This is a genomic window from Micromonospora sp. CA-259024 (assembly GCF_050936255.1).
Taxonomy (GTDB): Bacteria; Actinomycetota; Actinomycetes; order Mycobacteriales; family Micromonosporaceae; genus Micromonospora.
Genome location: NZ_JBNJND010000002.1, coordinates 722,480 through 746,233, shown reverse-complemented (window position 1 = coordinate 746,233; position 23,754 = coordinate 722,480). Strand labels below are relative to the sequence as shown.

Below are 23,754 nucleotides of genomic sequence, written 5' to 3'. Positions count from 1 at the left end.
CTCTTTGTTGTGTCCGGAGTTCTCCGGGCGGGGCGACCAGAAGCGACAGGCGATTCGCGCATGCCCGCGCGGAGCGCTCCTCTTCGGGCACGCAACAAGTGCGGGTCCGACGTTCCGTCAAGGAGACGAAACACATGGCTATTGGCACCGTGAAGTGGTTCAACGCTGACAAGGGCTTCGGCTTCATCACCCCGGACGGCGGCGGCGCTGACGTCTTCGCCCACTTCTCGGCGATCCAGTCCTCCGGCTACCGGAGCCTGGACGAGAACCAGCGGGTCGAGTTCGAGGTGACCCAGGGCCAGAAGGGCCCGCAGGCGGAGAACATCCGCCCGCTCTGATCTTCGGATCGGTCAGCATTACCTGTCTCACCCTCCGGGTGTGACGGTGACGGGACCGGCCCGCCCCGCCGCCGCCTGCAGTACGCGGGCGGCGGCCCGGCGGCGGGCCGGCCTGTACTCCCTTCGGTTCGTGCTTGTGAGTCCTGGCGGTCTTTTCCGCCGGTGACAGCGCCGACTTCGGCGCCCTCCCTCGACACGTGCCGCGTCGAGGAAGGCTTCCGCATGACCACAGTTATTCCTTCTTTCGCTCATTCCGGTCTGGCGCCGGCGCTGCTCACCGCGCTGACCGCGCAGGGCATCACCGAGCCGTTCCCGATCCAGTCGGCGACGCTGCCCGACTCGCTCGCCGGCCGGGACGTGCTGGGCCGGGGTCGTACCGGCTCCGGCAAGACCCTCGCCTTCGGGCTTCCGCTGCTGTCCCGCACCGCCGGCCGCAAGGCCCGGCCGGGTCGCCCGCTGGCCCTGGTGCTGGTGCCGACCCGCGAGCTGGCCCAGCAGGTCACCACCGCGCTGGCCCCGTACGCCCGCGCCGTCGGGCTGCGCTGCACCACCGTCGTCGGCGGGTTGTCGTTGCAGCGGCAGGCGGACGCCCTGCGCGCGGGCGCCGAGGTTGTCGTCGCCACCCCCGGCCGGCTGCACGACCTGATCAACCGCGGCGACGCCCGGCTCGACCAGGTTGAGATCACCGTGCTGGACGAGGCCGACCAGATGGCCGACATGGGCTTCCTGCCGCAGGTCACCAAGCTGCTGGAGCAGGTCGCGCCGCAGGGGCAGCGGATGCTCTTCTCCGCCACCCTGGACGGCGGCGTGGACCGGCTGGTCCGCCGCTTCCTGAGCAACCCGGTCACCCACTCGGTGGACCCGGGCACCGCCACGGTCACCGCGATGACCCACCACGTGCTGCACGTCGAAGCGGCGGACAAGCCCGACGCGCTGACCCGGATCGCGGCCCGCGAGGGCCGCACCATCCTGTTCATGGGCACCAAGCACCGCGCCGACCGGCTCGCCCGCCAGTTGCTCTCCAAGGGGGTACGCGCGGCCGCGCTGCACGGCGGCAAGTCCCAGCCGCAGCGCACCCGCATCCTGGAGCAGTTCCGCAACGGCCAGGTGACCGCGCTGGTCGCCACCGACGTGGCGGCCCGGGGCATCCACGTGGACGGCCTGGACATGGTGGTCAACGTGGACCCGCCGACCGAGGCGAAGGACTACCTGCACCGGGGTGGTCGGACCGCCCGGGCCGGCGAGTCCGGCAGCGTGGTCACCCTGGTCCTGCCGGAGCAGCGCCGGGACGTCTCCCGACTGATGGCGACTGCCGGCATCCGGCCGGAGTCGGTCCAGGTGCGCTCCGACGGCGAGGCGCTGGCCCGGGTGACCGGTGCCCGCGAGCCGTCCGGTGTGCCGGTGACCATCGTCGCGCCGCCGGCCCCCGCTTCTCGGGGTCGTGCAGCAGGCGGCGCGACCACTGACGGTGGCGCCCGGCCGGCGCACCGCGCGTCGGGTCGGTCCCGCCGCCCGCGTCGCCCCCGTACCGTCTGATCTTCTGCGCCTCGACCGACCCGTTCCGCTTCGGCGGGGCGGGTCGGTTTCGTTTGCGGAAATGGCGCGGTGGGGGCAGTTGACCTCTCGTGACTGCAGGCGGGGTGCCGGTTCCGGCCCTGGCCCCGGTCCGTCGCCACGAGCCACGGCTCGGGCGTGCGGAGACGATGCTGTGGCCGGTCGGTCGCGCTGCCCGACTACTTGTCTGAGTCGGTAATCAGCCTCGCCTTGGTCGGCTGGCCGACTGTGTCCCGGCCGGCCGTGGTCGAGGCTGACCGACGGGGGGAAAGTCGGGCGGGGGCCCGGCACGGGAGGGGTGACCATGGCGGGCGAAGCCGGCTCGGGTGCGCTGCGCGAACTGGTCCTGGTGCTCGCGGTCGCGCTCGCCGGGTTGTTGCTCGCCATGGTCGCGGCCTTCGCACCCTGGCACGCCACCCCGGTGGGCAACGCTCCCGCCGGCCTGGTGGAGCTGCACAGCCCTGGCGACCCGGGCTCCGGCCCGGCGGTCGCACACGTGGGCTGAGCAGCGACCGGCCGACCGGCGCCGGCGGAGGGGCAGGCCCGGTCAGGACCGGTACGCGATGTGGTCGGGTCGGCGGGGCACCGACCCGACCACATCGCCTGCGCCGCTCATGAGGTGGGGGCGTGGTCGCTCGATTCGCGGGTGAGCAGGTTGGCCAGGGTGGTGCTGTCGACCACCGTGGCGATCGCCCCGTGCACCGCCAGCCAGACGTCGGTCAACCCCGCGGCCACGCCGTGATAGCCGGCGCGCTCGGCCGGCAGGCCGCGCACCGTGGTGAGCGAGCCGCCGACCGCGCGCAGCACGTCCCCGACGGTGATCTCGTCGGGTTGCCGGGCCAGCGCGTACCCGCCGTCAGCGCCCCGATGGCTGTGCAGCAGACCAGCTCGGCGCAGATCGAGCAGGATGCCCTGGAGGAAGCTGAGCGGGATGTCCTGCACCTCGGCCAGGCTGGCCGCCTTCACCAACTCGCCGCCACCGTCCCCGCCGCCACCGGCGGAGGCGGCGACGGCGAGCATCGCCCGGAGCGCGTAGTCGCTGCGCGCGGAGACGTACACGTCACTGACCAGCCTGGTCCAGCACGCCCCAGCGGCGCCGGATCGCCTTGTCGGCCGCGCCGAAGGCGGCGTCCACGCCGAGGCCGAGCACCAGGATGACGATCATGGTGGAGAGCAGCCAGGGTGCGTCGGACAGCTCGCGGGAGTAGGTCAGCTGGGCGCCGAGCGAGGTCTGCGAGATGCCGACCACGATCAGCTCGCCGGCCATCAGGCTGCGCCAGGAGAACGCCCAGCCCTGCTTGAGCCCGGCCACGATGGCCGGCAGGGCGGCCGGTGCGATGACGTACCGGTAGAGGTTGAGCCCCCGGGCACCCAGGTTGCGACCGGCGCGCAGCAGCAGTGGCGGCACGTAGTCCACACCGGAGATCACCCCGTTGGCGATGGACGGCGCCGCGCCGAGCACCACCACGAAGAAGATCGCCTTCTCGCTCAGCTCGAACAGCAGGATGGCCAGCGGGAACCAGGCGATCGACGGCATGGTCTGCAACGCCGTGATCATCGAGCCGATGGCGGCCCGGAGCACCTTGGACCGGGCCACCGCCAGGCCCAGCAGCAGGCCGACGGCGACCGAGAAGACGTACCCGACGGCGGCCCGCCGCAACGTGGTGGCCAGCCCCTCCCAGAGCTGCGGGCCCTCGGCCTGGGCGATCAGCTCGCGGCCGACCTCCAGCGGCCCGGGCAGCGAGTACGGCGGCTTCCAGCCCGACCAGACCACCAACTGCCAGGCCGCGATGGCGATGGCCAGCGCCGCCAGTTTGGGCCAGGTGGCCGCCCAGATCCGGGTGCCCCGGGAGACCTCCTTGTCCCGGCCGGCGATTTCCAGCGCGTCCAGGCCGGAGATCTCCGCGTCGGTACGCGCCGAGCTGGTGAGGGTGTCACTGGCCATGACGGCCCACCTCCGTACGGAGCCGCTCGGTGACGTCGGCGGCGATGGCGGCGACCTCGGGGGAGTCGATCCGTCGAGGGCGCGGGATGTTCACCTCGGTGGAGTAGATGATCCGGCCGGGTCGGCTGGAGAGCAGGATGATCCGGTCGGCCAGCCGGGCGGCCTCGCGGACGTTGTGCGTCACGAAGAGCACCGAGAGCTGGCGCTCGGACCAGATCCGTTCCAGTTCGTCGTGCAGGATGTCCCGGGTCATCGCGTCCAGCGCGCCGAACGGCTCGTCCATCAGCAGCACCGGGGTGTCCAGGGCCAGCGTGCGGGCCAGCGCGACCCGCTGCCGCATTCCGCCGGAGAGCTCGTGCGGGCGCTTGCGGCCGAAGTCGGCCAGGTGCACCGTGCGCAGCAGCTCGGCCACCCGCTCGCGGCGCTCGGCCCGGGGCAGCCGGCGCAGCTTCAGCGGCACCTCGACGTTGCCCTCGACGGTCAGCCAGGGAAACAGCGCCGGCTCCTGGAACATCAGGCCAGGGTTGGCGTCGCCGGCCAGCCCGATCTGCCCGCCGCTGGGCCGGTCCAGGCCGGCGACCAGGTTGAGCAGGGTGCTCTTGCCGCAGCCGGACGCGCCGACCAGGCAGACGAACTCGCCGGGCGCGACGTCCAGCGACACACCGTCCAGGGCCAGGACGGCGTTCGCCCCGCGTCCGTACACCTTGGTCACGCCGGAGAGCGCGACCGCGGTGGTCGCGCTCAGCGGCGCCGTCGTGGTCGACGTCATGGCTGGACGACCTCGGGCTTGCCCTGCGCCTTGAGCGCGTTGTTGAGGTACGTCAGGTCGTACAGGCCCTTGAGGTCGACCGGTTCGGTCAGCTTCACGTCGACGGCGTGGTCGAGCCCGGCCTTGAGGGAGGAGGAGATCGGGTCGTTGGTGAACTCCAGCGTCGGCCACGCCTGCTTGATCAGCTTCAGGTCCAGTGGCTTGCCGGTGATCTTGCCGATCGCGTCGGAGATGGCCTGCTGGGCCTCGTCGGGCTTGCTGTTGACGAACTCGTTGGCGGCCACCTGGCCGTCGACCAGCTTCTGCACCACGTCCGGGTGTGCCTTGAGAAACTTCGTGCTGATCAGCAGGTTGGTGATGACGAACTTCTTGTCCGGCCACAGGTCGCGCTCGTCGACCAGCACCTTGCCGCCCGCGTTGATCAGGCGGGAGACGAACGGCTCGGGCACCCAGGCGCCGTCGATCGCGCCGCTGTTGAACGTCTCGACCGTCTGGGCGTTCTCCTGCGGCACGATCTTGACGTCGCCACCACCCTCCTTGGTGGTGGTCAGGCCCTGCTGCTTGAGCCAGTAACGGATCGCCACGTCCTGGGTGTTGCCCAGCTGCGGGGTGGCGATCTTCTTGCCCTTCAGGTCCTGTGCGCCCGTGATGCCGGGCTTGACCACCAGCGCCACGCCGCCGGAGGCCGCGCCGGAGACGACCCGGACCGCCTCGCCCTTGGACTTGGAGAAGGCGTTCACGGTGGGGTTCGGACCGATGTAGGTGGCGTCCAGTGCGCCGGAGAAGATCGCCTCGATGGCCGCCGGGCCGGCGTTGAAGGTCTTCGGGTCCAGTTTGACGTCGGCACCGAGCTTCTCGGCGAAGATGCCCTTCTCCACGCCGACGACCGCCGGCGCGTGGGTGATGTTGGGGAAGTAGCCGAGTCGCAGCGTCACCGGGCCCGAGCTGCCGCCCGCGCCCTCGCTGTCGTCGCCGCACGCGGCGGTGCTGCCCAGGGTCGCCGCGCCGACCACGGCGAGGGTGGCCAGGGTGACCAACCGGCGCAGGGGGAGCCGTCTCATCGTCCATCCAATCCGCAGTATTCCTACTTAGTTGGTAGGAAGAGTGGGCCAGGCCGAGGCCAGCGTCAAGACCCATCCACATGGCGGGATGCCGCGTCTCAGATATGTCGGTATTTCCTACCGTCTTGGTAGGGCACCGCGCTGGTCGGCAGCGCCGAGGTGCTGCCCGTGGTCACCGCCCCGGTCGCGGCGGCTCCGGGGAGGTCGCGGGTAGCGGGGGTGCCAACGCGCTAGGGTCTTTTCCGTGGCGGCGCGGAGATCCAGAATTCCAGCGACGAAGTATCCGGTCGAGCGGTTCACCCTCGACAACGGCCTGCGGGTGGTGCTCACCCCCGATCGCAGCGCCCCGGTGATCGGGGTGGCGGTGGTCTACGACGTCGGCATCCGCTCCGAGCCGGAGGGGCGTACCGGCTTCGCGCACCTCTTCGAGCACCTGATGTTCCAGGGCTCGGAAAACCTGGAGAAGCTGGCCCACTTCCGGCACGTGCAGGGCGCCGGTGGCACGTTCAACGGCTCCACCCACCTGGACTACACCGACTACTTCGAGACGCTGCCGAGCAACGCGCTGGAACGTGCGCTGTTCCTGGAGGCGGACCGGATGCGCGGCCCCCGGCTGACCGAGGAGAACCTGCGTAACCAGGTCGACGTGGTCAAGGAGGAGATCCGGGTCAACGTCCTCAACCGGCCGTACGGCGGCTTTCCCTGGCTGACCCTGCCGCCGGTCATGTTCGACACCTTCCCGAACGCCCACGACGGCTACGGCTCCTTCGACGATCTGGAGTCGGCGACCGTCGCCGACGCCGCGGACTTCTTCCGCCGCTACTACGCCAGCGGCAACGCGGTACTGGCGGTCAGCGGCGACATCGACGTGGCCGAGGCGACCGAGCTGGTCACCCGGCACTTCGGCGACGTGCCGGCCCGGCCGGCACCGAAACGGCCCGACTTCACCGAGCCCGACCTGAGCGCCGAGCGGCGCACCTCGTACACCGACAAGCTGGCGCCGCTGCCGGCGGTGGCGGGCGCGTGGCGTGTGCCCGACCCGGTCACCGACTTCGCCGGCTACCTGCCGTACGTGGTACTGGCCGAGGTTCTGACCGACGGCGACGCGTCGCGGCTGGTCGAGCGGCTGGTGCAGCGTGACCGTACGGTGACCAGCCTCGGCGGATACCTCGGTTTCATGGGCGACCCGTTCGACGTACGCGACCCCACCGCACTGCTGTTGCAGGCGCACCTGCCGCCCGGAGGCGACGTGGACAAGGTGCTGCGCACCGTCGACGAGGAACTGGACCGGCTGGCCACCGACGGGCTGACCGACGGTGAGCTGGCCCGCACCCAGGCCCGGATGGCGACCCACCTGTTGCGGGACACCGACGCGGTGCTCGGCAGGGCGCTGCGAATGGCCGTGCTGGAGCAGCAACGCGGCGAACCGGGCCTGCTCAACGAGCTGCCCCGGCTGGTCGGCGAGGTCACCGAGGAGCAGGTCCAGGCTGCCGCGGCCACCCTGCGCCCGGAGCGGCGCGCCGCGATCGAGGTCATCGCAGGAGGTGCCCGATGACCGGTACCACCACCACCGCTCCCGCCGGGCCGCGTACGCTGCCGCCGCTCGGCCCCACCCGCAAGCTCAAGGTGCCCAAGCAGGCTGAGCGCACGCTGCGCAACGGCCTCACCGTGATCGCCGTTCGCCGGCCCGCCGTACCCCTGGTCGAGCTGCGGCTCTGGATCCCGTTCGGTCGGGTTCACCTGGCCCGTGGCGCGATGCTCTCGCAGACCATGCTCTCCGGCACCGAGTCGATGACCAGCGTGCAGATCGCCGCCGAGTTGCAGAAGGTCGGCGGCGGGCTCTCCGCGGGTGTCGACCCGGACCGGCTGATGCTCTCCGGCGCCGGCCTGGTCACGGGTCTGGACCGGATGTTGGAGTTGCTGGCCGAGGTGCTGACCAGCGCCAGCTACCCCAGCGACGAGGTGGCCACCGAACGGGACCGACTGGTCGACCGGATCCAGGTGGCGCAGAGCCAGCCGGCGCACCTGGCCCGGGAGGCGCTGCTGAAGCGGATCTACGGCCGGCACCCGTACGCCACGCAGACCCCGGAGCCCGGTCAGATCCGTGCCGTCCGACCGGCGGCGCTGCGCACCCTGCACGGGGAGCGGGTTCATCCGGCCGGCGCGCAGTTGGTGCTGGTCGGCGACGTGCAGCCGGAGCGGGCCCTGGACGCGGCCGAGCGGGCGCTCGGCGGCTGGGCCGGCGCCGGGCGCACCGCCGATCTGCCGGCCACCCCGCCGCTGGAACCGGGGCCGCTGCTGCTGGTCGACCGGCCCGGCTCGGTGCAGTCCTCGCTGCGGATCGCGCTGCCGGCCGTGTCCCGCACCGATCCCGACCACGCCCCGCTGCAACTGGCCAACCTGATCTTCGGGGGTTACTTCTCGTCACGTTGGGTGGAGAACATCCGCGAGGACAAGGGCTACACGTACGGCCCGCACTCGGGGATCGAGCACTCCGTCGCCGGGTCGGTGCTGGTCGCGGCCGCCGAGGTGGCCACCGAGGTGACCGGTCCGGCGCTGCTCGAGACGACGTACGAGCTGGGTCGGTTGGCGTCGCTGCCACCGAAGCCCGAGGAGTTGGAGCAGGCCCGCCAGTACGCCCTGGGCACCCTCCAGCTCGGTATGTCCACCCAGGCCGGGTTGGCGGCGCTGACCAGCGCGTACGCGGGCAACGGGCTGCGCCTGGACTTCCTTGCCGAGTATGCGGCGAGGCTGGCGAAGGCGAGCGTCGACGATGTCGCGCAGGCGGCGGCCCGGTACCTGGCGCCGGCCCGTGCGGCGGTCGTGGTGCTCGGCGACGCGGAGCGGATCACCCCCGGGCTGGCGGCGCTGACCACGGTCCGCACCGAGCCTGTGCAGTGAGCGGGCGAGCCATGAGGCACAGCAGCGTGGTGTCCCGTACCGGCGCGGAGCATTGCGGAGCGCGGGCGTGAGCGGGGAGGCTGCTCCGCCGTTGGCCCGGTCCACGCTGGACCGGGCGGCACACCGACGGGGTGACGCGCAGTGGCTCACCGAGGCGTGGCTGCGGGCCCGGGTGCTGCTGCTCGACTCGACCGACGAGGGGCGGACGCTGACCCGTACCGGCACGTCGCCTCCGGCGTTGGTGTTGTTCGGTGCGGCCGACGTGCCCGCCGGGTCCGAGTCGACGGCGATGTTCCTCGGTGTCGAGCCGGACGGGGTGCCGGTCTTCGCGGTCGACGCGCCGCTGCCGGTGCTGCCGGGGACCCGGGCGGTCAACCTGCGCGAGGTGGGCCACCTGCTCGCCGACCGGGAGGCTGGCATCTTCACCACCGCGCTGGCGCTGCTCAACTGGCACACGCGACACGGCTACTCGACGAGCACCGGGGCGCCGACCGCGATGGACGAGGCCGGTTGGTCCCGGGTGGACCGCAACGGTGGGCGGATCTGGCCGCGTACCGACCCGGCGATGATCGTGCTGGTGCACGACGGCGTGGACGGCCCGGACGGACGCTGCCTGCTCGGCAACAACGCTGGCTGGCCGGGCACCCCGGGCGGCCGGCGCTACTCCTGCCTGGCCGGCTACGTCGAGCCGGGCGAGTCGGCCGAGGCCGCGGTGCTGCGCGAGGTCCGCGAGGAGGTGGGCGTCGGGGTCGAGCGCATCACGTACGTGGGCAGCCAGGCGTGGCCGTTCCCCGGCTCCCTGATGCTGGGCTTCCTGGCCTTCGCGAATCCGACCGATCCGGTGCGGGTCGACCCGTCCGAGATCGCGTATGCCCGGTGGTTCTCCCGCCGGGAGATCGGGGCGGCGCTGGCCGGGCAGTCGGTGGACGTGGGCGATGGAGCCCAACTGATCCTGCCGCCACCGTCGTCGATCGCGCTGTTCCTCATTCACCGTTGGCTGGACGGCTGGATGCACGCCGACCGCTGAGCACGGTCCCGGCCCGTGGCCGCCGTTGCCGCGGCGGTCACAGGCCGGGAACACGGGCCGTCGTGGTCGGTGGGTGCGAGAAACGCGGCGGGGGAGCCGGTCCGACCACGACGGACGTCTGGTGGTTCAGGTGCCGGTGTGGCCCGGTCTGTGTCGGAAGGCGGGCCGGGGCTCGTTCAGCGGCAGGACCTTGACCCGTTGCTTGCCGGCGCGGACCGCGCCGACGGTGGCCAGGGCCCGGGCCAGCAGCAGCGCGGCGTCCCGGTCCTCGGCGTGCACGATCTGCCGCCGCGGCTCGGGCGTGGTCGTCTCGTCACGGAGTCGGTGGCCGTCCGCCCAGGCGGCGGCGATGTCTCCGTCGGCGACGGCGCGGATGTCGGTGCGAACGATCAGGAACCGCATGAGGGTCTCCGGATGAACCGCGACTGATGAGCCAGTGTGGAAGTTCCACGTATCCGAGGGCCATGTTACGCCCGGTGCTCGTCCCAGCAACTGAAACGCGCCTATCGGTTCCGAGCCTCGTCCGATCGGCGGATGCCTGCTCAACGGGGTCGGCGGCGCCTGACGCGACGGGGCCGCCGGCAGTTCGCCGACGGCCCCGTACCAGTCACCGGATCAGTTCAGATCGAACTGGCCCTTCTTGGTCCCGGTGATGAAACCGAGCCACCCCGCGCGGTTGAACAGCAGCACCGGGCCGCCACGGTCCTTGCTGTCGCGCAGTGCGACCGCTGACGGGCCGGTGCCGAGGGGGGCGACCTCGACGCAGTTGGAGGTCTGGCTGCGCGTGCTGGTACGCCACGGGGCATCCGCCAACGAGTGGGCGGAGACGGACGGCGTGTTGCGGATGTCATTCATGGTTCTGCTCCTGGTGTGAACCGATCCGATGGGACGAGTGGTGCCGCACGCCCCGACGGAGGGTCCCCCGTGGATCACCGTTCCGTCAGCCGCCCCGAGTCCCGGCGGCGTTGGGTCGGCGCCGTTGACGGCCCGAACGCCACTGTGGAAGGGGGCGCCGCCTCGGTCAGCCGTCCCGTCGCCTCGATCAGCCAGGAGAGGGTGTCCGAGGCGTTAAGTGCCGCCGTGCATAGCCACTCGAACACCACTTTATAGCGATTTAGCGTGATTGCCTCGGTCGACATGACGTCGGTGAAGCCACCTTCGATGGCCAACGTCTCCGGGTCGAGGGGATCCGCGAACCGGTAAACGGAGAACGCGGTCGGCGGAAGGTACCAATTGCCGATCTGGGTATCCCGGAGCAGCACGTGCAGCGTCACGTTGGGCAGCAGGGCCAGCTCACAAAGCTGGAGTAACTGCTCGTGCAGCACCTCGGGCGGCCCGGCCCGGCGGCCGAGGGCCGCCTCCTCCAGCACAGCGGTGTAGCGGGGCGCGTCCGGCTCCCGGGTCAGCAGCGACTGGCGGGCCAGCCGCGCCTGCACCTCGGTCTCCGGCTCGTCGCCGGGCTCCGGCTCGCCCGCGCCCTCGCCCACCTGGCGGGCCGAGACGATCCGGACCTGGGCGTACCCGGGGGTCTGCAACAGACCAGGCACCAGCACCGGGTTGTACTCGGAGATCTCCGCACAGCCCGCCTCCAACTCGGCCCAGCCGCGCTGCTGCTGCGTCATCACCGGGAAGTTCTTCAACCAGCCGCGCATGTCGCCGGCCTCGCTGGTGATGCCGAGCAACTCGTCGTGCAGTGCCTTGTCGGCACCATAGAGGTCGAGCAGATCGCCGACGTCCTGCGGGTCCGGTCGGCTGCGGCCATTCTCCAAGCGGGACAGTTTGGACGCGGAGGCCCAACCGATACGCTCGATGACCTGGTCGCCCGTGAGGCCAGCGGCCTCACGAAGACGGCGCAGCTCGATGCCCAACCGGCGACGACGCAGGATCGGGCTGGGTGCGGCAGGAGGCACGGTGTCCTCTTTCCCGTCGACCGCCGCAGACGCGACGGTAACTGTATGAAATTCGCCCCCCACGGTCAGTATGGACGGCGCGACCGGTGTCGGTGGTTCCGGCGGGGGCGTGTCTTACGAAAAATGGACCACGGGTGCGCCGGACGATGACGGACCCACGGTCGCGGCCCCGTCGATCACGCCCACCCGGGCACGCCATCCCGCCGGAGGGACCCCATGCGCACCGTCCTGCGCCGACCCGACTTCCGCCTGCTCTTCGGCGGCCTGCTGGCCAGCATGATCGCCGAGTCGATCCTGCTGCTCGCGCTCGCCATCTGGGTCAAGGATCTGACCGGCTCGGACGGGTTGGCGGGTGCCACGATCTTCGCCGTCGTCGCGCCGATGACGCTCGCCCCGCTGGTCGGCTGGTTCGTCGACCGGTACCCGCGCCGGCCGTTCTTCGTGGCCGCGAACGCGGTCACCGCGGCCCTGCTCGCCCCGTTGTTCGCCGTCCGGGAGGCGGGCGACGTCTGGATCGTGTACCTGGTGGCCGCCCTGTACGGACTCTCGTCCATCACGCTCGGTGCGGCACTCAGTGGGCTCATCCGGGAGTTGGTGCCGGTCGAGCTGCTGGCCGAGGCGAACGGCGTGCTGCAGACCGTACGCCAGGGGATGCGACTGATCGGCCCGCTGGCCGGCGCTGCGCTCTACGCGGCGCTCGGCGGATGGGCGCTGGCCGGGATCGGCATGGTCGGATTTCTGACTGCGGCGGCGGTGGTGACCGCGCTGCCCACCCCGCACCAGGTGCCGCCGACCGTACGCCTGCGCTTTCCGGCCGAGCTGGGCGCCGGTCTGCGGCACCTGGCCGGTGAGCCGGCCCTGCGTCGGGCCCTGCTCGGCTACGGGCTCGGGTCGCTGGTGATGGGCTTCAGCGAGTCGCTCATCTTCGCGTACGTCGACCAGGGGCTGAACCGCGACGCCGCGTTCGTGGGTGTGCTGGTCACCGTGCAGGGCGTGGGCGGACTGCTCGGCGGGCTCTGCTCACCGGCGTTGGTCCGCCGGCTCGGGGAGGTCGGCACGCTGGCCGCCGGGGTCGCCTTCTTCGGGCCGGCCGCGCTCGCGCTCGCGTACCCCGATCTCCGGCTCGGGTTCGCGGCGGTGCTGCTGGCCGGTGTCTCGCTACCGCTGACGATGGTGGGGCTGCACACGCTGATCCAGCGCCGGACCCCGCCCGCGCTGGTCGGTCGGGTCGCCGCCGCCACCCAGGCGGTGGTCAGCGGGCCGCAGGCGTTGTCCATCGGGGCGGGCGCCCTGCTGGTCGGGTTCCTGGACTACCGGGTGCTGTTCGCGCTGGTCGGGGTGGCCACTCTGGCCGCCGGCAGCTACCTGTGGCGGGGCCGGCACCTGAGCGCGCCGTCCGCCACCCGCCCGCCCACCCCGCCGACCCGCCCGACGCTTCCGGCGCCCCGGCGACCGGCCGAGGACGCCGACCGACCCGTGGCCACCGGCGTCCAGCGGCCACCGCCACGGTGACCGGCAGCGGACACGACGAGCGGCCGCCCCGACCGGGGCGGCCGCTCGTCGACGGTGACTCGGCCGGTCAGGCGGTGAGGGTCTCCAGGTGCTGCTTGACCTGGGTGATCGAGGGATTCGTCAGGGCGCTGCCGTCGGCGAAGCGCAGCGTCGGCACCGTCTGGTTGCCGCCGTTGACGCTCATCACGAACTCCGCGGCCTTCGGGTCCTGCTCGATGTCGACCACCTCGTACCCGATGCCCTCCCGGTCGAGCTGCGACTTCAGCCTGTGGCAGTAGCCGCACCAGGGGGTGGAATACATCGTCAACATGGTCGGATCCTCCAACTCCTCCGGCCGCCGGCTTGCGGATCAAGCCGAGGCTGTTTGCTGCAACGCTGCGAGGAGCTGAGATGATTCCTGGTTGTGGTGGTTCACTCAGCGTCGGAACAGGTGCTCGCCGGGCTGGACCCGGAGCAGCGTTCCGCCGTGACCGCACCTGCCGGCCCGGTCTGCATCCTGGCCGGCGCCGGCACCGGCAAGACCCGGGCGATCACGTCCCGGATCGCCCACCGGGCGCTCTCCGGTGAGATCTCCCCCCGGCACGTGCTCGCGGTCACCTTCACCGCTCGTGCCGCCGCCGAGATGCGACACCGAATCGCCCTGCTCGGGGTGAAGGGCGTTCAGGCGCGCACGTTCCACGCGGCGGCGTTGCGTCAGGTGCGCTACTTCGCGCCCCGGCTGCTGGCCGGCCGGGCCATGCCCGAGCTGCTGGACAGCAAGGTGCGGCTCGTCACCCTCGCCGCCGCCCGGGTCGGCCTGCGCACCGACCGGGCCGCCGCCCGCGACCTGGCCGGCGAGATCGAGTGGGCCAAGTCGTCGCTGGTCGAGCCGACCGACTACGTGGTGTCCGCGGCCCGGGCGCTGCGCGAGACACCGCACGAGCCGGCGAAGGTGGCCGAGGTGTTCACCGCGTACGAGCAGCTCAAGCGCTCGAACGGCGTGATCGACTTCGAGGACATGCTGCGTGCCGCGGTGTGGGGCATCGAGGAGCACCCGGACGTCGCCGAACAGGTCCGCGGCCAGTACCGGCACTTCGTGGTCGACGAGTACCAGGACGTCAACCCGCTCCAGCAGCGGCTGCTGGACGCCTGGCTCGGTGGCCGCAACGACCTCACCGTGGTCGGCGACGCCAGCCAGACGATCTACTCGTTCACCGGGGCGACCTCGGCGTACCTGGTCGACTTCCCCCGACGGCACCGGGGCGCCACCGTGGTCCGGCTGGTCCGCGACTACCGCTCCACCCCGCAGGTGGTCGGGCTGGCCAACGCGGTGATCTCCCAGGCCCGGGGCACCGAGGCGCGGCTGCGGCTGGAGTTGAGCGGGCAGCGCCCAGCCGGCCCCGAACCGGACCTGCGGATCTTCACCGACGAGCCGGCCGAGGCGAACGCGGTCGCGGCTCGCTGCCGCTCGCTGATCGACGCGGGCACGCCGGCGAAGGAGATCGCCGTGCTGTTCCGGATCAACGCCCAGTCCGAGGCGTACGAGAAGGCGCTCACCGAGGCCGAGGTGCCGTACGTCGTGCAGGGCGCGGAGCGGTTCTTCGAGCGGGCCGAGGTGCGCCAGGCGATGGTCGCGTTGCGCGCCGCCACCCGATCGATCCCCGGGGAGACTCCGCTGCCGACCGCCGTCGTCGAGGCGCTCACCGCGGTCGGCTGGGCCCCGGACGCGCCCCCGGCCGGTGGCGCCGCCCGCGAGCGCTGGGAGGCGCTGTCCGCGTTGGTCCAGCTCGCCGAGGAGTACGCGGCCACCCCCGAGGTGGTGCCGATCGGCGAGGCGGCGTCGGTGGAGCGCCCGGTCACCCTCTCCGACTTCACCGAGGAGTTGGCCCGCCGGGCCGCCCAGCAGCACGTACCGACGGTGGACGGGGTGACCCTCGCCTCGCTGCACTCGGCCAAGGGGTTGGAGTGGGACGCGGTCTTCCTGGTCGGCCTGGCCGAGGGCACCCTGCCCACCACGTACGCCAAGACCGTCGAGCAGGTCGAGGAGGAGCGCCGGCTGCTCTACGTCGGGATCACTCGCGCGCGGCAGTGGCTCTGGTTGTCGTACGCCGCAGCGCGCTCGCCGGGCGGACGAGCCCGGCGTCCCTCGCGGTTCCTGCCCCAGCTGGACCGCTCCGGCGGCACCGAGCGCGCGTCCGGCGGCGCCGGTCCGGCCCGCCGCCCCGAGCGGCGTCGAACCCAGATCGTCTCCTGCCGGATCTGTGGCGCCACGCTGCTCGCCGGCCCGGACCGCAAGCTGGGCCGCTGCCCCACCTGTCCGTCGGACATCGATGATGAGCTGCACGAACGGCTGCGCGAGTGGCGGCAGCGGGTGGCCGGGGCGCAGAAGGTCCCCGCGTACGTGGTCTTCACCGACGCGACGCTGATCGCGCTGGCCGAGCGGCGACCCGGCCGGTCGGAGGAGTTGATTGCCATTGCCGGTATCGGCCCCCGCAAGTTGGGCCTCTACGGGGAGTCGGTGCTGGCGCTGGTGGGGGGCGCGGGGGTGGACGACGTCTGCCCGGAGAAAACTTTCGAAATCTCGTCGTAAATTCGTTTGCCCTCGCCCCGGCGCGAGGAATAGCCTCAGGACACACCACGCGAGCGGCGCCATTCCGGCTGCTCACGGGGTTGGTCCAGTCGATTCGAGGAACGTGAGGGAGGTGGCACCCGTGAAGATCTTCACCTATGAGCGTCTGGCGGCGATGCCGTCTGTCCACGCTCCGCTGTCGACTGTCCGGGTGGCCCTTGCGGCCGCACGACCGTCGGTTCCGCAGGTGCACCAGGTTCAGGCCGAGCTGATCCTGACCGTCGCGCCAGCCGGAGTCGAGGGGACCAGTGGCTTCACGGGCAATGGCATTCAGGTCGCCAAGAAGCGCATGGATGTCCGCGGCGTTCCACCTCGAGGTAGACCGGTCTGACCCTCAGACACCGGCTCACCTCGAGGCCGCGGAACCCGCTTACCGGGATCCGCGGCCTCAGTTTTTTGCCCCGCCGTAAGTACGTCGGAATGCGATCCACGAGATCGAAGTGAGAGAGAGGTGACCGGGAGATGAGTCTGGCGTTGGCCCCAATCGACGTGAGCGTCGAGATGGAGGCGAACCTGCCCTGCCGGAAGTTCGACCCCGACCTGTGGTTCTCCGACTCGCCTGCCGAGCTCGAGCTGGCCAAGTCGCTCTGCGGGGACTGCCCGCTGCGCGTCGAATGCCTGGCCGGGGCGGTGGAGCGAGCGGAGCCGTGGGGCGTCTGGGGCGGCGAGATCTTCGAGCGTGGCGCGGTTGTCCCGCGTAAGCGGCCCCGTGGCCGTCCGCGCAAGGAGGACGTCGCTCGTGACGCCGAGCTTCGGGTCGAGGCCGAGGCGCGCCTGGCAGCCAGTGGGCTGTCCGAGGTGCGTGGCGCGGTCCGGCTGGCAGCCTGACATGTTCCCGACCCGTACCAACGACGCCGGTGCCACACCGGCAGTTAGTGAGACGACCATGCTGAACGTTCCGAGTGGAGCCTTCGAGATGCAACTACTCCACGAAGCGTTGTCCCGGGCTCGAATGCGCCGGCCTCAGGCCGGTCGTACCACCACGAGCACTGAGGCAGCCCGATCCGCCCGTACCGTCGCCATGAACAGCCGCAACCAGGCGGCCCGCGACCTGGGCGTTCTCTAGTATCACCCCGCGAAGAAGGGCGGGTGCCGGTCGGCACCCGCCCTTCGTGACGTCTTCAGGCGACCGGGGCGAAGCCGGGCAGCCAGCGCTCCAGGATGCTGCGGTACGGGGCCTTCGCCTCCAACTGGCAGAGCACCCCGATCGAGCCGAGCGTCACCCGATGGATCAGCAGGTACGACGGCGGCAGGTTGAGCTGCCTGCTCAACTGGTACGTGGGGGAGCGGGGGCTGGCCAGTCGGCCCGCCTCGCCCCGCAGCCAGGCCCGGGTGAAGCGGAACCCGTCGGCCGCGATGGGCTCCAGCATCGGACGGATGAAGTCGAGCACCCCCTCGGCGTCGATCTCCTCGGTGGAGCCGATGAAGCCCTCTGACCGCAGCCCCGCCACCACCTCGTCGGCGTCGCCGCTCAGGGCCAGCGCGGCGATGCGACCGATCGGCTCCGGCGTGCCCTCCGGCATCCTGGCCACCGCGCCGAAGTCGATGACCCCGAGCCGGCCGTCGGGCAGCAGCCGGAAGTTTCCCGGGTGCGGGTCGGCGTGCAGCAGCCCAGCCCGCTGCGGAGCGGAAAGGTGCAGGGTGGCCATCAACCGGCCCGCCTCGTCCCGCTCCTCCTCGGTGCCCTCGCGGATGATGTCGGCCAGCGGGGTGCCCGTCACCCATTCGGTGACCAGGACCCGGGGCGCCGCGTTGACCACCGCCGGGATGTAGATCTCCGGGTCGTCCGCGTACGCGGCCGCGAAGGTGCGCTGCGACTCGGCCTCCAGCTCGTAGTCCAGCTCCTCGGTGATCCGTTCACGCAGCTCGACCAGGAGCGGCTTGACGTCCAGACCGGGCTGGATGGCCCGGAACATCCCACCCAGGCGGGAGAGCTGCTTGAGATCGGCGAGCAGCGCGTCGCCGGCGCCCGGATACTGGATCTTGACAGCCACGTCGCGGCTGTTCGGCGCGCCCGTTGCGTCGAACCCGGGCTCCCGCCACCGTGCCCGGTGCACCTGGCCGATGCTGGCGGCGGCGGCCGGGGTGTCGTTGAACTCGACGAACCGATCCCGCCAGTCAGGGCCGAGCTGCTCGGCCAGCACCTTGTGCACGCTGGCGACCGGTAGCGGGGGTGCCGCCTCCTGGAGCTTCGTGAGCGCCTGGCGGTAGGGCGCGGCGATCTCCTCCGGCAACGCCGCCTCGAAGACCGACAGCGCCTGGCCGAACTTCATCGCCCCGCCCTTGAGCTGGCCCAGCACGCTGAACAGTTGCTCGGCGGTGCGCTGCTGGATCTCTGCGGAGATCACGTCGGAGGCGAGCCCGGTGACGCGCTTTCCCATGCCGAGAACGGTTCGGCCGGCGAAGCCGAGCGGTAGGGCGGCGAGCTTGGCGGTGCGGGACACGGCGCGGCGCGGGATGTCGGTCACCCGGTCATTGTTACCGACCGGAGGGCCCCGCTGCTGCTGTGCGGCTGGGCTGGTGCAGACACTCGGCCCCGCGAGCACCCGCAGGCCGGGTGTGGCGGCCATCCCCGGCGCCGGAAACGACCGGCACTGGTGATCTCCACGGCCCCGCCCAGCGTCTCCGGCTGACCGCCGTCGAGCTGCGTCAGCGCCTCGGTCAGCGCGTACCCGACGGCTGCGAGCAACGTGCCGGTCGCACCGACGGCCGCCGTCTCGGCGGCGGCGAGCTGGGCGGCGAGTCGCGGCCAGTCCGGGTCGCGGTCGGTCCGGTGCAGCTCGACGCAGTGCAGGCAGGGCCCGGCGGGTGGGCGGACCAGCGGCCCGACGACCGGTGCGCCCGCGCGCAGGGTGACCAGCAGGTGCGGTTGCCGGCGCTGGGCGAAACCAGCGGCGAGCAGCGCGGGCGGTCGGTCCGTGCCGAGCTGGATCACCAGGTCCACCCGGCCGGCCCGGCTCGGACGGGTGCCGGTGCCCGGCGCGACGCGGTCGACCGCGGCCCGCACCGCCGGTGCCAGCGGGTGGCCCAACTCGGTGGCGGGGATGCCCGACCCGACCAGGTCGACCGGGCGTACCGGGCCGGTGAACTGTGGGACCACCTGCCCGACGCCGGACTGGGCCAACGCCACCGTCAGCGGCCCACCGAGCCCTCCGCCGCCGGTGAGCAGGACTCGGGCGGCACGACGCCGACGCAGGACCTGTGCGGGGGTGCCCGGCAGGCGAGCCGCGGCGAGGGCCAGCGCGCCGGCCTCCGCTGCGAGCCGGGCCCGGACCGGGTCGGCCAGCTCCCGGGGGAGCAGGCTGTGCGCGGGCACCAGCAGGCCGGCCGTACGCAGGGCGTCGAGCAGCGTCCGCGCGTCGTCGGTGGTGACCCGGGCGGTGGCCGCCTGGGTCAGCACGGTGCGTTCGCTGCGGGTGCCGTCGAGCAGGTCGAGTAGGTGAGCGGCGCGAGGGTTGGCCAGCTCCAGCAGCACGGCGGGCCCGGGGTCGACGCCCAACTGGAGGGTGTGCCGGTCCCGCCAGAGCCGGTGGAGGCCGGGCAGCAGGGTGGGGCGGGGCAGTACGGTGTGGCTCATGGTCACGAATCGTGACCGCACCTTTGCTTTCGGTCGATCGTTATCCACAGGTGGCCAGGCCCCTGTCCAGCGCTGTCCACAGGATTTCGCGGGTTTTCCACAGGCTGTCGACAGGGGTGTCGGTCACCCGACAGACCGTCAATGCCCGTGACGTCGATGGCCCGTGGCGGGGCGGTCTCCCGGAGCGGCGACGGGGCGGGCTGGCCACCGGCCAACCCGCCCCCGCCACCCGTACGGGTCAGACCTTGGCCTTGCCCAGGATGCGGTTCACTGTTGTTCCGCACACCGGACACTTGCCCTTGGCCATGTTCATCCCGGTCTTCGAGACCTCGATGTGCCCCTCGAAGTCCCGCTTCTCCTTGCACTTCACGCAGTAACCGTTGTAGGTCGTCTGGGCCTGGTCGGCCACGGTGCCCTCCTCGTCTCGTCCGCCGGTCAATGCCGTCCCGGCGGGGTGCCCGGCGGCGGGCCACACGGGGCGCCGGCGCTGGGTCTCACTCCATGGCCACCTTCGTGACCGCTGGTCCGCGGACCCTACCCAGGTCTGGGCAGTTCCATGTCAGCTGTGCATCGACACTGTGAGCAAGTCGACGTCGAGAGTGTGCATGGCGAAATAGGTCGGATAAGTCAGTTTGGCGGGGACACGCCGACCAAACCCTCACAGCCACCCGTGCGAGTGCCCCCGCGGGAGCATTCGGAACGGTGATCACCTACGGTGGAGAGGTGCCGCGTACCGGCGCCATCGGTGTTCACGAAGGGTGACGAGATGGCGCGATGGCATCCCGGCCAAGAAATTTTCGGGACGCCTGGCGACCAATCACCATTTTCTGGGCGCGTGTCGCGCGGTTGACTCTTGCGGACCCCTGGTCAGTACGCATTAGCTTTCCTTCGTGACACGTAGCCGAGGCTGCGCGGGCCAGTGATGGCGGGGACGCGTAAGCCGGTCGTCGAGGTGCGGCGCAGCCAGCGTCGGCGACGCACGGTGTCTGCGTACCGTGACGGTGAGCGGGTCGTCGTCCTCATCCCGGACCAGTTCTCCCGTGCCGAGGAGAGCGAGTGGGTCGACCGGATGCTCGCCCGGCTCGCCGCCCGGGAAGGACGCCTGGCTCGCTCCGACGCCGAACTGCTGGCCCGCGCCACCCGGCTGATCGACCTCTATCTCGGCGGGCACGGCACGAAGGCGGTGCCTGCCAGCGTCCGATGGGTCACCAACCAGAACGGCCGATGGGGCTCCTGCACACCTGCCGACCGCAGCATCCGGATCTCGCACCGGGTCCAGGAGATGCCCGAGTGGGTGATCGACTACGTCCTGCTGCACGAGCTGGCCCACCTCATCGTGCCCAGCCACAACGCCCGGTTCTGGGCGTTGGTCGGCCGCTACCCCAAGGCGGAACGCGCCCGCGGCTACCTTGAAGGTGTCGCCGCCGCCTCCTGCGCCCCCCTTTCCACCTGACCTGACCTCGCCCGCAGCCCGTGTAGCCCAACGTCCGCGCTGAGATCCTCGTGGCCGCCCTCCTGGCCCGAGGTGGCCTGGCCCGAGGTGGCCTGGCCCGCCTGGTCGCGCCGCCCGCCTGGTCGCGCCGCCCGCCTGGTCGCGCCGCCCGCCTGGTCGCGCCGCCCAGGCGGTTTTGCGCCGAAGCCTCCTTGATCAACTCCGTTTCATTGAAGTCGGGGTGTCCGCAGCGCTCGGATGCCCCGACTTCAGGGAACGCGAGTGGATCACGCCTTGGCCGCAGGTGAGGCAGGCCAAGCCCGGCCAGCTAGGGTCCGGCGAGCCTGGTCAAAAGGGGCGAAACGGATCAGGTCAGCTGGACCGGGGAAAGGTCTGGCAGTCGGCGACGGGTCGGGCCGGACCGTGACGGGTCAGGCCGGGCGGAATCACGGTCGGGTCAGGCCGGGCGAATCACGGGTCGGGTCGGTCGGGCCACGCAGGGCGGGGTCACGGTCGGGTTGGGTTGGGTCGGTCAGGCGGGGCGGGGTGACGGTCGGGTTGGGTCGGTCAGGCGGGGCGGGGTCACGGTCGGGTTGGGTTGGGTCGGTCAGGCGGGGCGGGGTGACGGTCGGGTTGGGTCGGTCAGGCGGGGCGGGGTCACGGTCGGGTTGGGTTGGGTCGGTCAGGCGGGGCGGGGTGACGGTCGGGTTGGGTCGGTCAGGCGGGGCGGGGTCACGGTCGGGTTGGGTTGGGTCGGTCAGGCGGGGCGGGGTCACAGTCGGGTTGGGCTGGGCCGGTTCGCCGGGGCGGCGTCACGGACCGGACCGAAGTGGGTCGGGTCGAAACGCGGGTCGCCGGGGCCGAGGGCGGGCCGGGCGGGGTCAGGGCGACGGTAGGCGGGGCGCTAGGGTCGGGGTGTGGCACGACGGGTGGTGGTGGCGTTGCTCGGGCCGGTCCACTGGTCGCCGCCGGGGATCGACCGGGCGGAGTGGCGAGCGGCGCTCGCGGAAGACGTCATCGACCTGCTCGCCACGCTCAACGAGGTGGAGGTCGCGGTCGCGGTGACCCCGGCCGATCGGGCCCTGGCCGACTCGTTGGTGTGGCCCGGCACGGCCGTGTACGAGGTGGCCGCTCCGACGCCGAATGCCGTGTTCGCCGCGCTGGAGGGCTACGACCAGGCGGCGGTGCTCGCCGGCGACGTGCCCGACCTGCCGGCACTGACCGTCGGCAAACTGCTGCGCCCGCTCACCACCCGGCCGGTCGCGGTGGCTCCGGTCGAAGGCGGTGGCCCGGGTCTGCTCGGGGTGGCTGTGCGACTGCCCGTGCCGGGCTGGCTACCCCCGCTGGACCTGGACACGGCGACGCCGGGTGACGCCCGTTCCGGTGCCCCTCGACCGGGGGACGTGGCGGTCACCGCCGGCTGGCGACGGCTGCGCGGCCCGGCTGACCTGGCCACGCTGGACCCGGCCTTCGAGGGCTGGGAAACGACCCGCGCCCTTCTCTCGGCCTCCGGCCGCCCCGCCTGACCAGCCAGACAGCCCGCCAACCAGGGTCACGTCCGGTCCCGGTGCCAGCAAGGCCCCGAAGCAGGACCGGAGCAACCTGCTGCCCAGGCCAGGTCGAAACCACGACGGACCCAGGGCACACGACGGACCCAGGGCACACGACGGACCCAGGGCACACGACGGACCCAGGGCAGAAGGCACCTGTACGCCGGGTGCCCGCCGTCGATCAGTGCGGGCACCCGCGCTCAGGCGTCAGGGCTTGGCGTCGCCCTCGCCGTCGGTCTCGTCGGGCTGGCCGGGGGCCTTCTCCTCCGCCCCACCGGGAGCGCTGAAGTCGAAGTTGTCCAGCTCGCTGAGGTCCATGTCGTTCATCGCGAAGGCGACCGGGTCAGCGAAGTCGTCGTCCGACGGGAGCAGGTCCGGGTGACCCCAGACGGCGTCGCGGCCCTCGATCCCCCGGTGCTGGGTGAGCGCCGCCCAGAGCGCCGCGGCCTCACGCAGTCGGCGCGGGCGTAGCTCGAGGCCGACCAGCGCGGCGAAGGTCTGCTCGGCGGGACCGCCAGCGGCCCGGCGACGGCGGAATGCCTCGCCCAGCCGGACGACGTTAGGCAGCCGGTCGCTGGCGGCGTTGTCCACGACGTGGCACACCCACCCCTCGACCAGGGCGAGTGCGGTCTCCAGTCGGGCCAGTGAGGCCTTCTGCGCCGGGCTGTCCTCGGGGGTGAAAATGCCCTCCAGGGCGATCGCCTGCATCGACTCCGGGTCGGTCGGGTCGACCCGGCCCATCGCCTCCTCGATCGCCTCCCGGTTGACCCGGATGCCCGAGGCGTACATCTCGACGGCGCTGAGCACATGCCCGCGCAGCCACGGGACGTGCTGGAACAGCCGCTGGTGGGCTGCCTCGCGCAGCGCCACGTAGAGGCGGACCTCGTCCTCCGGCAGCTCCAGGCCCTCGCCGTACGCCCGGATGTTGGCCGGGATCAGCGCGGCCGTGCCGGCCGGGCCGAGCGGAAGCCCGATGTCGCCGGCGGAGAGCACCTCCGCGGCGAGCGAGCCGAGGGCCTGGCCCAGTTGGCCGCCGAAGAGCGCGCCACCGAGGGAGGCCACCATCGACTGCATCGGGCCGAGCTGGGCGCGCGCCTCCGGCGGCACCAGGTCGCCCATCGCGCCGACCATCCGGCTGGCGACCGGGTCGCAGAGCTTGCGCCACACGTCCAGCGTCTTGAAGATCCACTCATTGCGGTTCCAGGCCACCGGGGACTGGATGCCCGACGGCCACGCCGAGGCCGGCTCCAGCCACAGGTCTGCCAGGCGCAACGCCTCCTCGACCGCGTTGCGCTCGTACGGTGACACCGCCGGGTCGCCGGCGGCTGCGAGCTGGCTGGCCGCTACCTGCCGGGCCAGGTCCCAGTTGACCGGCCCGCTGCCCGGCGCGGAGAGCAGGTGCTGCAACTGCGACATGAACTGCTGCATCTGCGCGGGATCGTTGGGGTCTGGTGGCTGCCCACCCGGGAGCGCGAAACCGAACGGAATATCAGGCACGACGTCTACGGTACGCGGGCCGCGCCCCAGGTCGCCGCCGCTGGCGTTGCGCTGAGGGCGAAGTTGCGCGGCG

At 71.9% G+C, this 23,754-nt stretch carries 24 protein-coding genes; 12 read left to right on the top strand and 12 right to left on the bottom strand.

Translation table 11 applies throughout. The annotated features are described in order from the left end of the window. The first annotated feature begins 134 nt into the window (after nt 1-134). From cspE to ACQEUX_RS22770, 3 genes are all read left to right on the top strand, one after another. Nucleotides 135-338, top strand: coding sequence for a transcription antiterminator/RNA stability regulator CspE (gene cspE, locus ACQEUX_RS22780; RefSeq protein WP_007464836.1), 204 nt, complete (start codon nt 135-137; stop codon nt 336-338). A gap of 222 nt (nt 339-560) precedes the next feature. Further along, on the top strand, nt 561-1,874 hold the full coding sequence (locus tag ACQEUX_RS22775) for a DEAD/DEAH box helicase (protein WP_433051847.1): 1,314 nt from the start codon (nt 561-563) through the stop codon (nt 1,872-1,874). 322 nt (nt 1,875-2,196) lie between these two features. After that, on the top strand, nt 2,197-2,397 hold the full coding sequence (locus ACQEUX_RS22770) for a hypothetical protein (RefSeq protein WP_433051844.1): 201 nt from the start codon (nt 2,197-2,199) through the stop codon (nt 2,395-2,397). Nucleotides 2,398-2,504: 107 nt separating this feature from the next. On the opposite strand, the gene ACQEUX_RS22765 is transcribed toward ACQEUX_RS22770, so the two are convergent. Genes ACQEUX_RS22765 through ACQEUX_RS22750 form a run of 4 tightly spaced genes read right to left on the bottom strand, consistent with a single transcriptional unit; the run spans nt 2,505 to nt 5,667 of the window. After that, complete coding sequence (locus ACQEUX_RS22765) at nt 2,505-2,951, bottom strand: RrF2 family transcriptional regulator (protein ID WP_433051841.1); 447 nt, start codon at nt 2,949-2,951, stop codon at nt 2,505-2,507. A 1-nt stretch (nt 2,952) separates the two neighbouring features. Then, nucleotides 2,953-3,837 carry an ABC transporter permease gene (locus ACQEUX_RS22760; RefSeq protein ID WP_433051838.1) on the bottom strand — a complete coding sequence of 295 codons (885 nt, stop codon included), beginning with the start codon at nt 3,835-3,837 and terminating at the stop codon, nt 2,953-2,955. Continuing rightward, nucleotides 3,827-4,606: an ABC transporter ATP-binding protein gene (locus ACQEUX_RS22755; protein WP_433051835.1), complete on the bottom strand. Its 780-nt coding sequence runs from the start codon at nt 4,604-4,606 to the stop codon at nt 3,827-3,829. The genes ACQEUX_RS22760 and ACQEUX_RS22755 overlap by 11 nt, the downstream gene beginning before the upstream one ends. Further along, on the bottom strand, nt 4,603-5,667 hold the full coding sequence (locus ACQEUX_RS22750) for an ABC transporter substrate-binding protein (protein WP_433051832.1): 1,065 nt from the start codon (nt 5,665-5,667) through the stop codon (nt 4,603-4,605). Before ACQEUX_RS22750 ends, ACQEUX_RS22755 begins: the two co-directional genes overlap by 4 nt. Nucleotides 5,668-5,911: 244 nt before the next feature. Between ACQEUX_RS22750 and ACQEUX_RS22745 the strand changes: the two genes are divergently transcribed. The 3 genes from ACQEUX_RS22745 to nudC all read left to right on the top strand — a co-directional run bounded on the left by ACQEUX_RS22745 (nt 5,912) and on the right by nudC (nt 9,595). Continuing rightward, entirely contained in the window at nt 5,912-7,222 is a 1,311-nt protein-coding gene (locus ACQEUX_RS22745; RefSeq protein WP_433051829.1) for a M16 family metallopeptidase, read from the top strand. Continuing rightward, nucleotides 7,219-8,568 carry a M16 family metallopeptidase gene (locus ACQEUX_RS22740; protein WP_433051826.1) on the top strand — a complete coding sequence of 450 codons (1,350 nt, stop codon included), beginning with the start codon at nt 7,219-7,221 and terminating at the stop codon, nt 8,566-8,568. The genes ACQEUX_RS22745 and ACQEUX_RS22740 overlap by 4 nt, the downstream gene beginning before the upstream one ends. Before the next feature lie 67 nt (nt 8,569-8,635). Next, nucleotides 8,636-9,595: an NAD(+) diphosphatase gene (gene nudC, locus ACQEUX_RS22735; protein WP_433051822.1), complete on the top strand. Its 960-nt coding sequence runs from the start codon at nt 8,636-8,638 to the stop codon at nt 9,593-9,595. A gap of 126 nt (nt 9,596-9,721) precedes the next feature. On the opposite strand, the gene ACQEUX_RS22730 is transcribed toward nudC, so the two are convergent. The 3 genes from ACQEUX_RS22730 to ACQEUX_RS22720 all read right to left on the bottom strand — a co-directional run bounded on the left by ACQEUX_RS22730 (nt 9,722) and on the right by ACQEUX_RS22720 (nt 11,505). Next, complete coding sequence (locus tag ACQEUX_RS22730; RefSeq protein WP_433051819.1) at nt 9,722-9,997, bottom strand: hypothetical protein; 276 nt, start codon at nt 9,995-9,997, stop codon at nt 9,722-9,724. A gap of 213 nt (nt 9,998-10,210) precedes the next feature. Beyond that, nucleotides 10,211-10,450, bottom strand: a complete 240-nt coding sequence (locus ACQEUX_RS22725; RefSeq protein ID WP_433051817.1) for a DUF397 domain-containing protein — start codon at nt 10,448-10,450, stop codon at nt 10,211-10,213. A gap of 74 nt (nt 10,451-10,524) precedes the next feature. Next, a complete protein-coding gene (locus tag ACQEUX_RS22720; RefSeq protein ID WP_433051813.1) occupies nt 10,525-11,505 on the bottom strand; it encodes a helix-turn-helix domain-containing protein in 981 nt (326 codons plus the stop codon). 216 nt (nt 11,506-11,721) lie between these two features. Between ACQEUX_RS22720 and ACQEUX_RS22715 the strand changes: the two genes are divergently transcribed. Next, nucleotides 11,722-13,017: an MFS transporter gene (locus ACQEUX_RS22715; protein ID WP_433051810.1), complete on the top strand. Its 1,296-nt coding sequence runs from the start codon at nt 11,722-11,724 to the stop codon at nt 13,015-13,017. 67 nt (nt 13,018-13,084) lie between these two features. Here ACQEUX_RS22715 and ACQEUX_RS22710 read toward each other — a convergent pair whose 3' ends face one another. Next, nucleotides 13,085-13,327 (bottom strand): mycoredoxin, encoded by a 243-nt coding sequence (locus ACQEUX_RS22710; RefSeq protein WP_139582276.1) that lies wholly within the window; start codon nt 13,325-13,327, stop codon nt 13,085-13,087. A gap of 93 nt (nt 13,328-13,420) precedes the next feature. On the opposite strand from ACQEUX_RS22710, the gene ACQEUX_RS22705 reads away from it, so the two are divergent. The 3 genes from ACQEUX_RS22705 (at nt 13,421) to ACQEUX_RS22695 (ending at nt 16,453) form a co-directional block, all read left to right on the top strand. Next, nucleotides 13,421-15,586, top strand: a complete 2,166-nt coding sequence (locus ACQEUX_RS22705; RefSeq protein ID WP_433051807.1) for an ATP-dependent DNA helicase UvrD2 — start codon at nt 13,421-13,423, stop codon at nt 15,584-15,586. 154 nt (nt 15,587-15,740) lie between these two features. Then, entirely contained in the window at nt 15,741-15,956 is a 216-nt protein-coding gene (locus ACQEUX_RS22700; protein WP_433057073.1) for a hypothetical protein, read from the top strand. 131 nt (nt 15,957-16,087) lie between these two features. Beyond that, complete coding sequence (locus ACQEUX_RS22695; protein WP_433051804.1) at nt 16,088-16,453, top strand: WhiB family transcriptional regulator; 366 nt, start codon at nt 16,088-16,090, stop codon at nt 16,451-16,453. A 293-nt stretch (nt 16,454-16,746) separates the two neighbouring features. Here the strand turns inward: ACQEUX_RS22695 and ACQEUX_RS22690 are convergent, their stop codons facing one another. From ACQEUX_RS22690 to ACQEUX_RS22680, 3 genes are all read right to left on the bottom strand, one after another. Beyond that, nucleotides 16,747-18,093 carry an ABC1 kinase family protein gene (locus tag ACQEUX_RS22690; RefSeq protein WP_433051801.1) on the bottom strand — a complete coding sequence of 449 codons (1,347 nt, stop codon included), beginning with the start codon at nt 18,091-18,093 and terminating at the stop codon, nt 16,747-16,749. Continuing rightward, complete coding sequence (locus ACQEUX_RS22685; protein ID WP_433051798.1) at nt 18,090-19,202, bottom strand: TOMM precursor leader peptide-binding protein; 1,113 nt, start codon at nt 19,200-19,202, stop codon at nt 18,090-18,092. The genes ACQEUX_RS22690 and ACQEUX_RS22685 overlap by 4 nt, the downstream gene beginning before the upstream one ends. A 238-nt stretch (nt 19,203-19,440) precedes the next feature. Continuing rightward, a complete protein-coding gene (locus tag ACQEUX_RS22680) occupies nt 19,441-19,611 on the bottom strand; it encodes a DUF5679 domain-containing protein (protein WP_208869694.1) in 171 nt (56 codons plus the stop codon). A gap of 513 nt (nt 19,612-20,124) precedes the next feature. Here ACQEUX_RS22680 and ACQEUX_RS22675 point away from each other — a divergent pair. Further along, complete coding sequence (locus ACQEUX_RS22675) at nt 20,125-20,655, top strand: M48 metallopeptidase family protein (protein WP_433051796.1); 531 nt, start codon at nt 20,125-20,127, stop codon at nt 20,653-20,655. An 896-nt stretch (nt 20,656-21,551) separates the two neighbouring features. Further along, nucleotides 21,552-22,160 (top strand): hypothetical protein, encoded by a 609-nt coding sequence (locus tag ACQEUX_RS22670; protein ID WP_433051793.1) that lies wholly within the window; start codon nt 21,552-21,554, stop codon nt 22,158-22,160. A gap of 231 nt (nt 22,161-22,391) precedes the next feature. Here ACQEUX_RS22670 and ACQEUX_RS22665 read toward each other — a convergent pair whose 3' ends face one another. Beyond that, on the bottom strand, nt 22,392-23,612 hold the full coding sequence (locus ACQEUX_RS22665) for a zinc-dependent metalloprotease (protein ID WP_433057071.1): 1,221 nt from the start codon (nt 23,610-23,612) through the stop codon (nt 22,392-22,394). Nucleotides 23,613-23,754: the final 142 nt, after the last annotated feature.

Excerpts from the sequence above, each read along its gene's own strand:
- ACQEUX_RS22665 (WP_433057071.1), bottom strand. The coding sequence starts at position 23,612 with ATGCAGCAGTTCATGTCGCAGTTGCAGCACCTGCTCTCCGCGCCGGGC.
- ACQEUX_RS22730 (WP_433051819.1), bottom strand. The coding sequence starts at position 9,997 with ATGCGGTTCCTGATCGTTCGCACCGACATCCGCGCCGTCGCCGACGGA.
- ACQEUX_RS22695 (WP_433051804.1), top strand. The coding sequence starts at position 16,088 with ATGAGTCTGGCGTTGGCCCCAATCGACGTGAGCGTCGAGATGGAGGCG.
- ACQEUX_RS22715 (WP_433051810.1), top strand. The coding sequence starts at position 11,722 with ATGCGCACCGTCCTGCGCCGACCCGACTTCCGCCTGCTCTTCGGCGGC.
- ACQEUX_RS22760 (WP_433051838.1), bottom strand. The coding sequence starts at position 3,837 with ATGGCCAGTGACACCCTCACCAGCTCGGCGCGTACCGACGCGGAGATC.
- ACQEUX_RS22700 (WP_433057073.1), top strand. The coding sequence starts at position 15,741 with ATGCCGTCTGTCCACGCTCCGCTGTCGACTGTCCGGGTGGCCCTTGCG.
- ACQEUX_RS22725 (WP_433051817.1), bottom strand. The coding sequence starts at position 10,450 with ATGAATGACATCCGCAACACGCCGTCCGTCTCCGCCCACTCGTTGGCG.
- ACQEUX_RS22750 (WP_433051832.1), bottom strand. The coding sequence starts at position 5,667 with ATGAGACGGCTCCCCCTGCGCCGGTTGGTCACCCTGGCCACCCTCGCC.
- ACQEUX_RS22755 (WP_433051835.1), bottom strand. The coding sequence starts at position 4,606 with ATGACGTCGACCACGACGGCGCCGCTGAGCGCGACCACCGCGGTCGCG.
- ACQEUX_RS22685 (WP_433051798.1), bottom strand. The coding sequence starts at position 19,202 with ATGAGCCACACCGTACTGCCCCGCCCCACCCTGCTGCCCGGCCTCCAC.
- ACQEUX_RS22740 (WP_433051826.1), top strand. The coding sequence starts at position 7,219 with ATGACCGGTACCACCACCACCGCTCCCGCCGGGCCGCGTACGCTGCCG.
- ACQEUX_RS22775 (WP_433051847.1), top strand. The coding sequence starts at position 561 with ATGACCACAGTTATTCCTTCTTTCGCTCATTCCGGTCTGGCGCCGGCG.
- ACQEUX_RS22770 (WP_433051844.1), top strand. The coding sequence starts at position 2,197 with ATGGCGGGCGAAGCCGGCTCGGGTGCGCTGCGCGAACTGGTCCTGGTG.
- cspE (WP_007464836.1), top strand. The coding sequence starts at position 135 with ATGGCTATTGGCACCGTGAAGTGGTTCAACGCTGACAAGGGCTTCGGC.
- ACQEUX_RS22675 (WP_433051796.1), top strand. The coding sequence starts at position 20,125 with ATGGCGGGGACGCGTAAGCCGGTCGTCGAGGTGCGGCGCAGCCAGCGT.
- ACQEUX_RS22710 (WP_139582276.1), bottom strand. The coding sequence starts at position 13,327 with ATGTTGACGATGTATTCCACCCCCTGGTGCGGCTACTGCCACAGGCTG.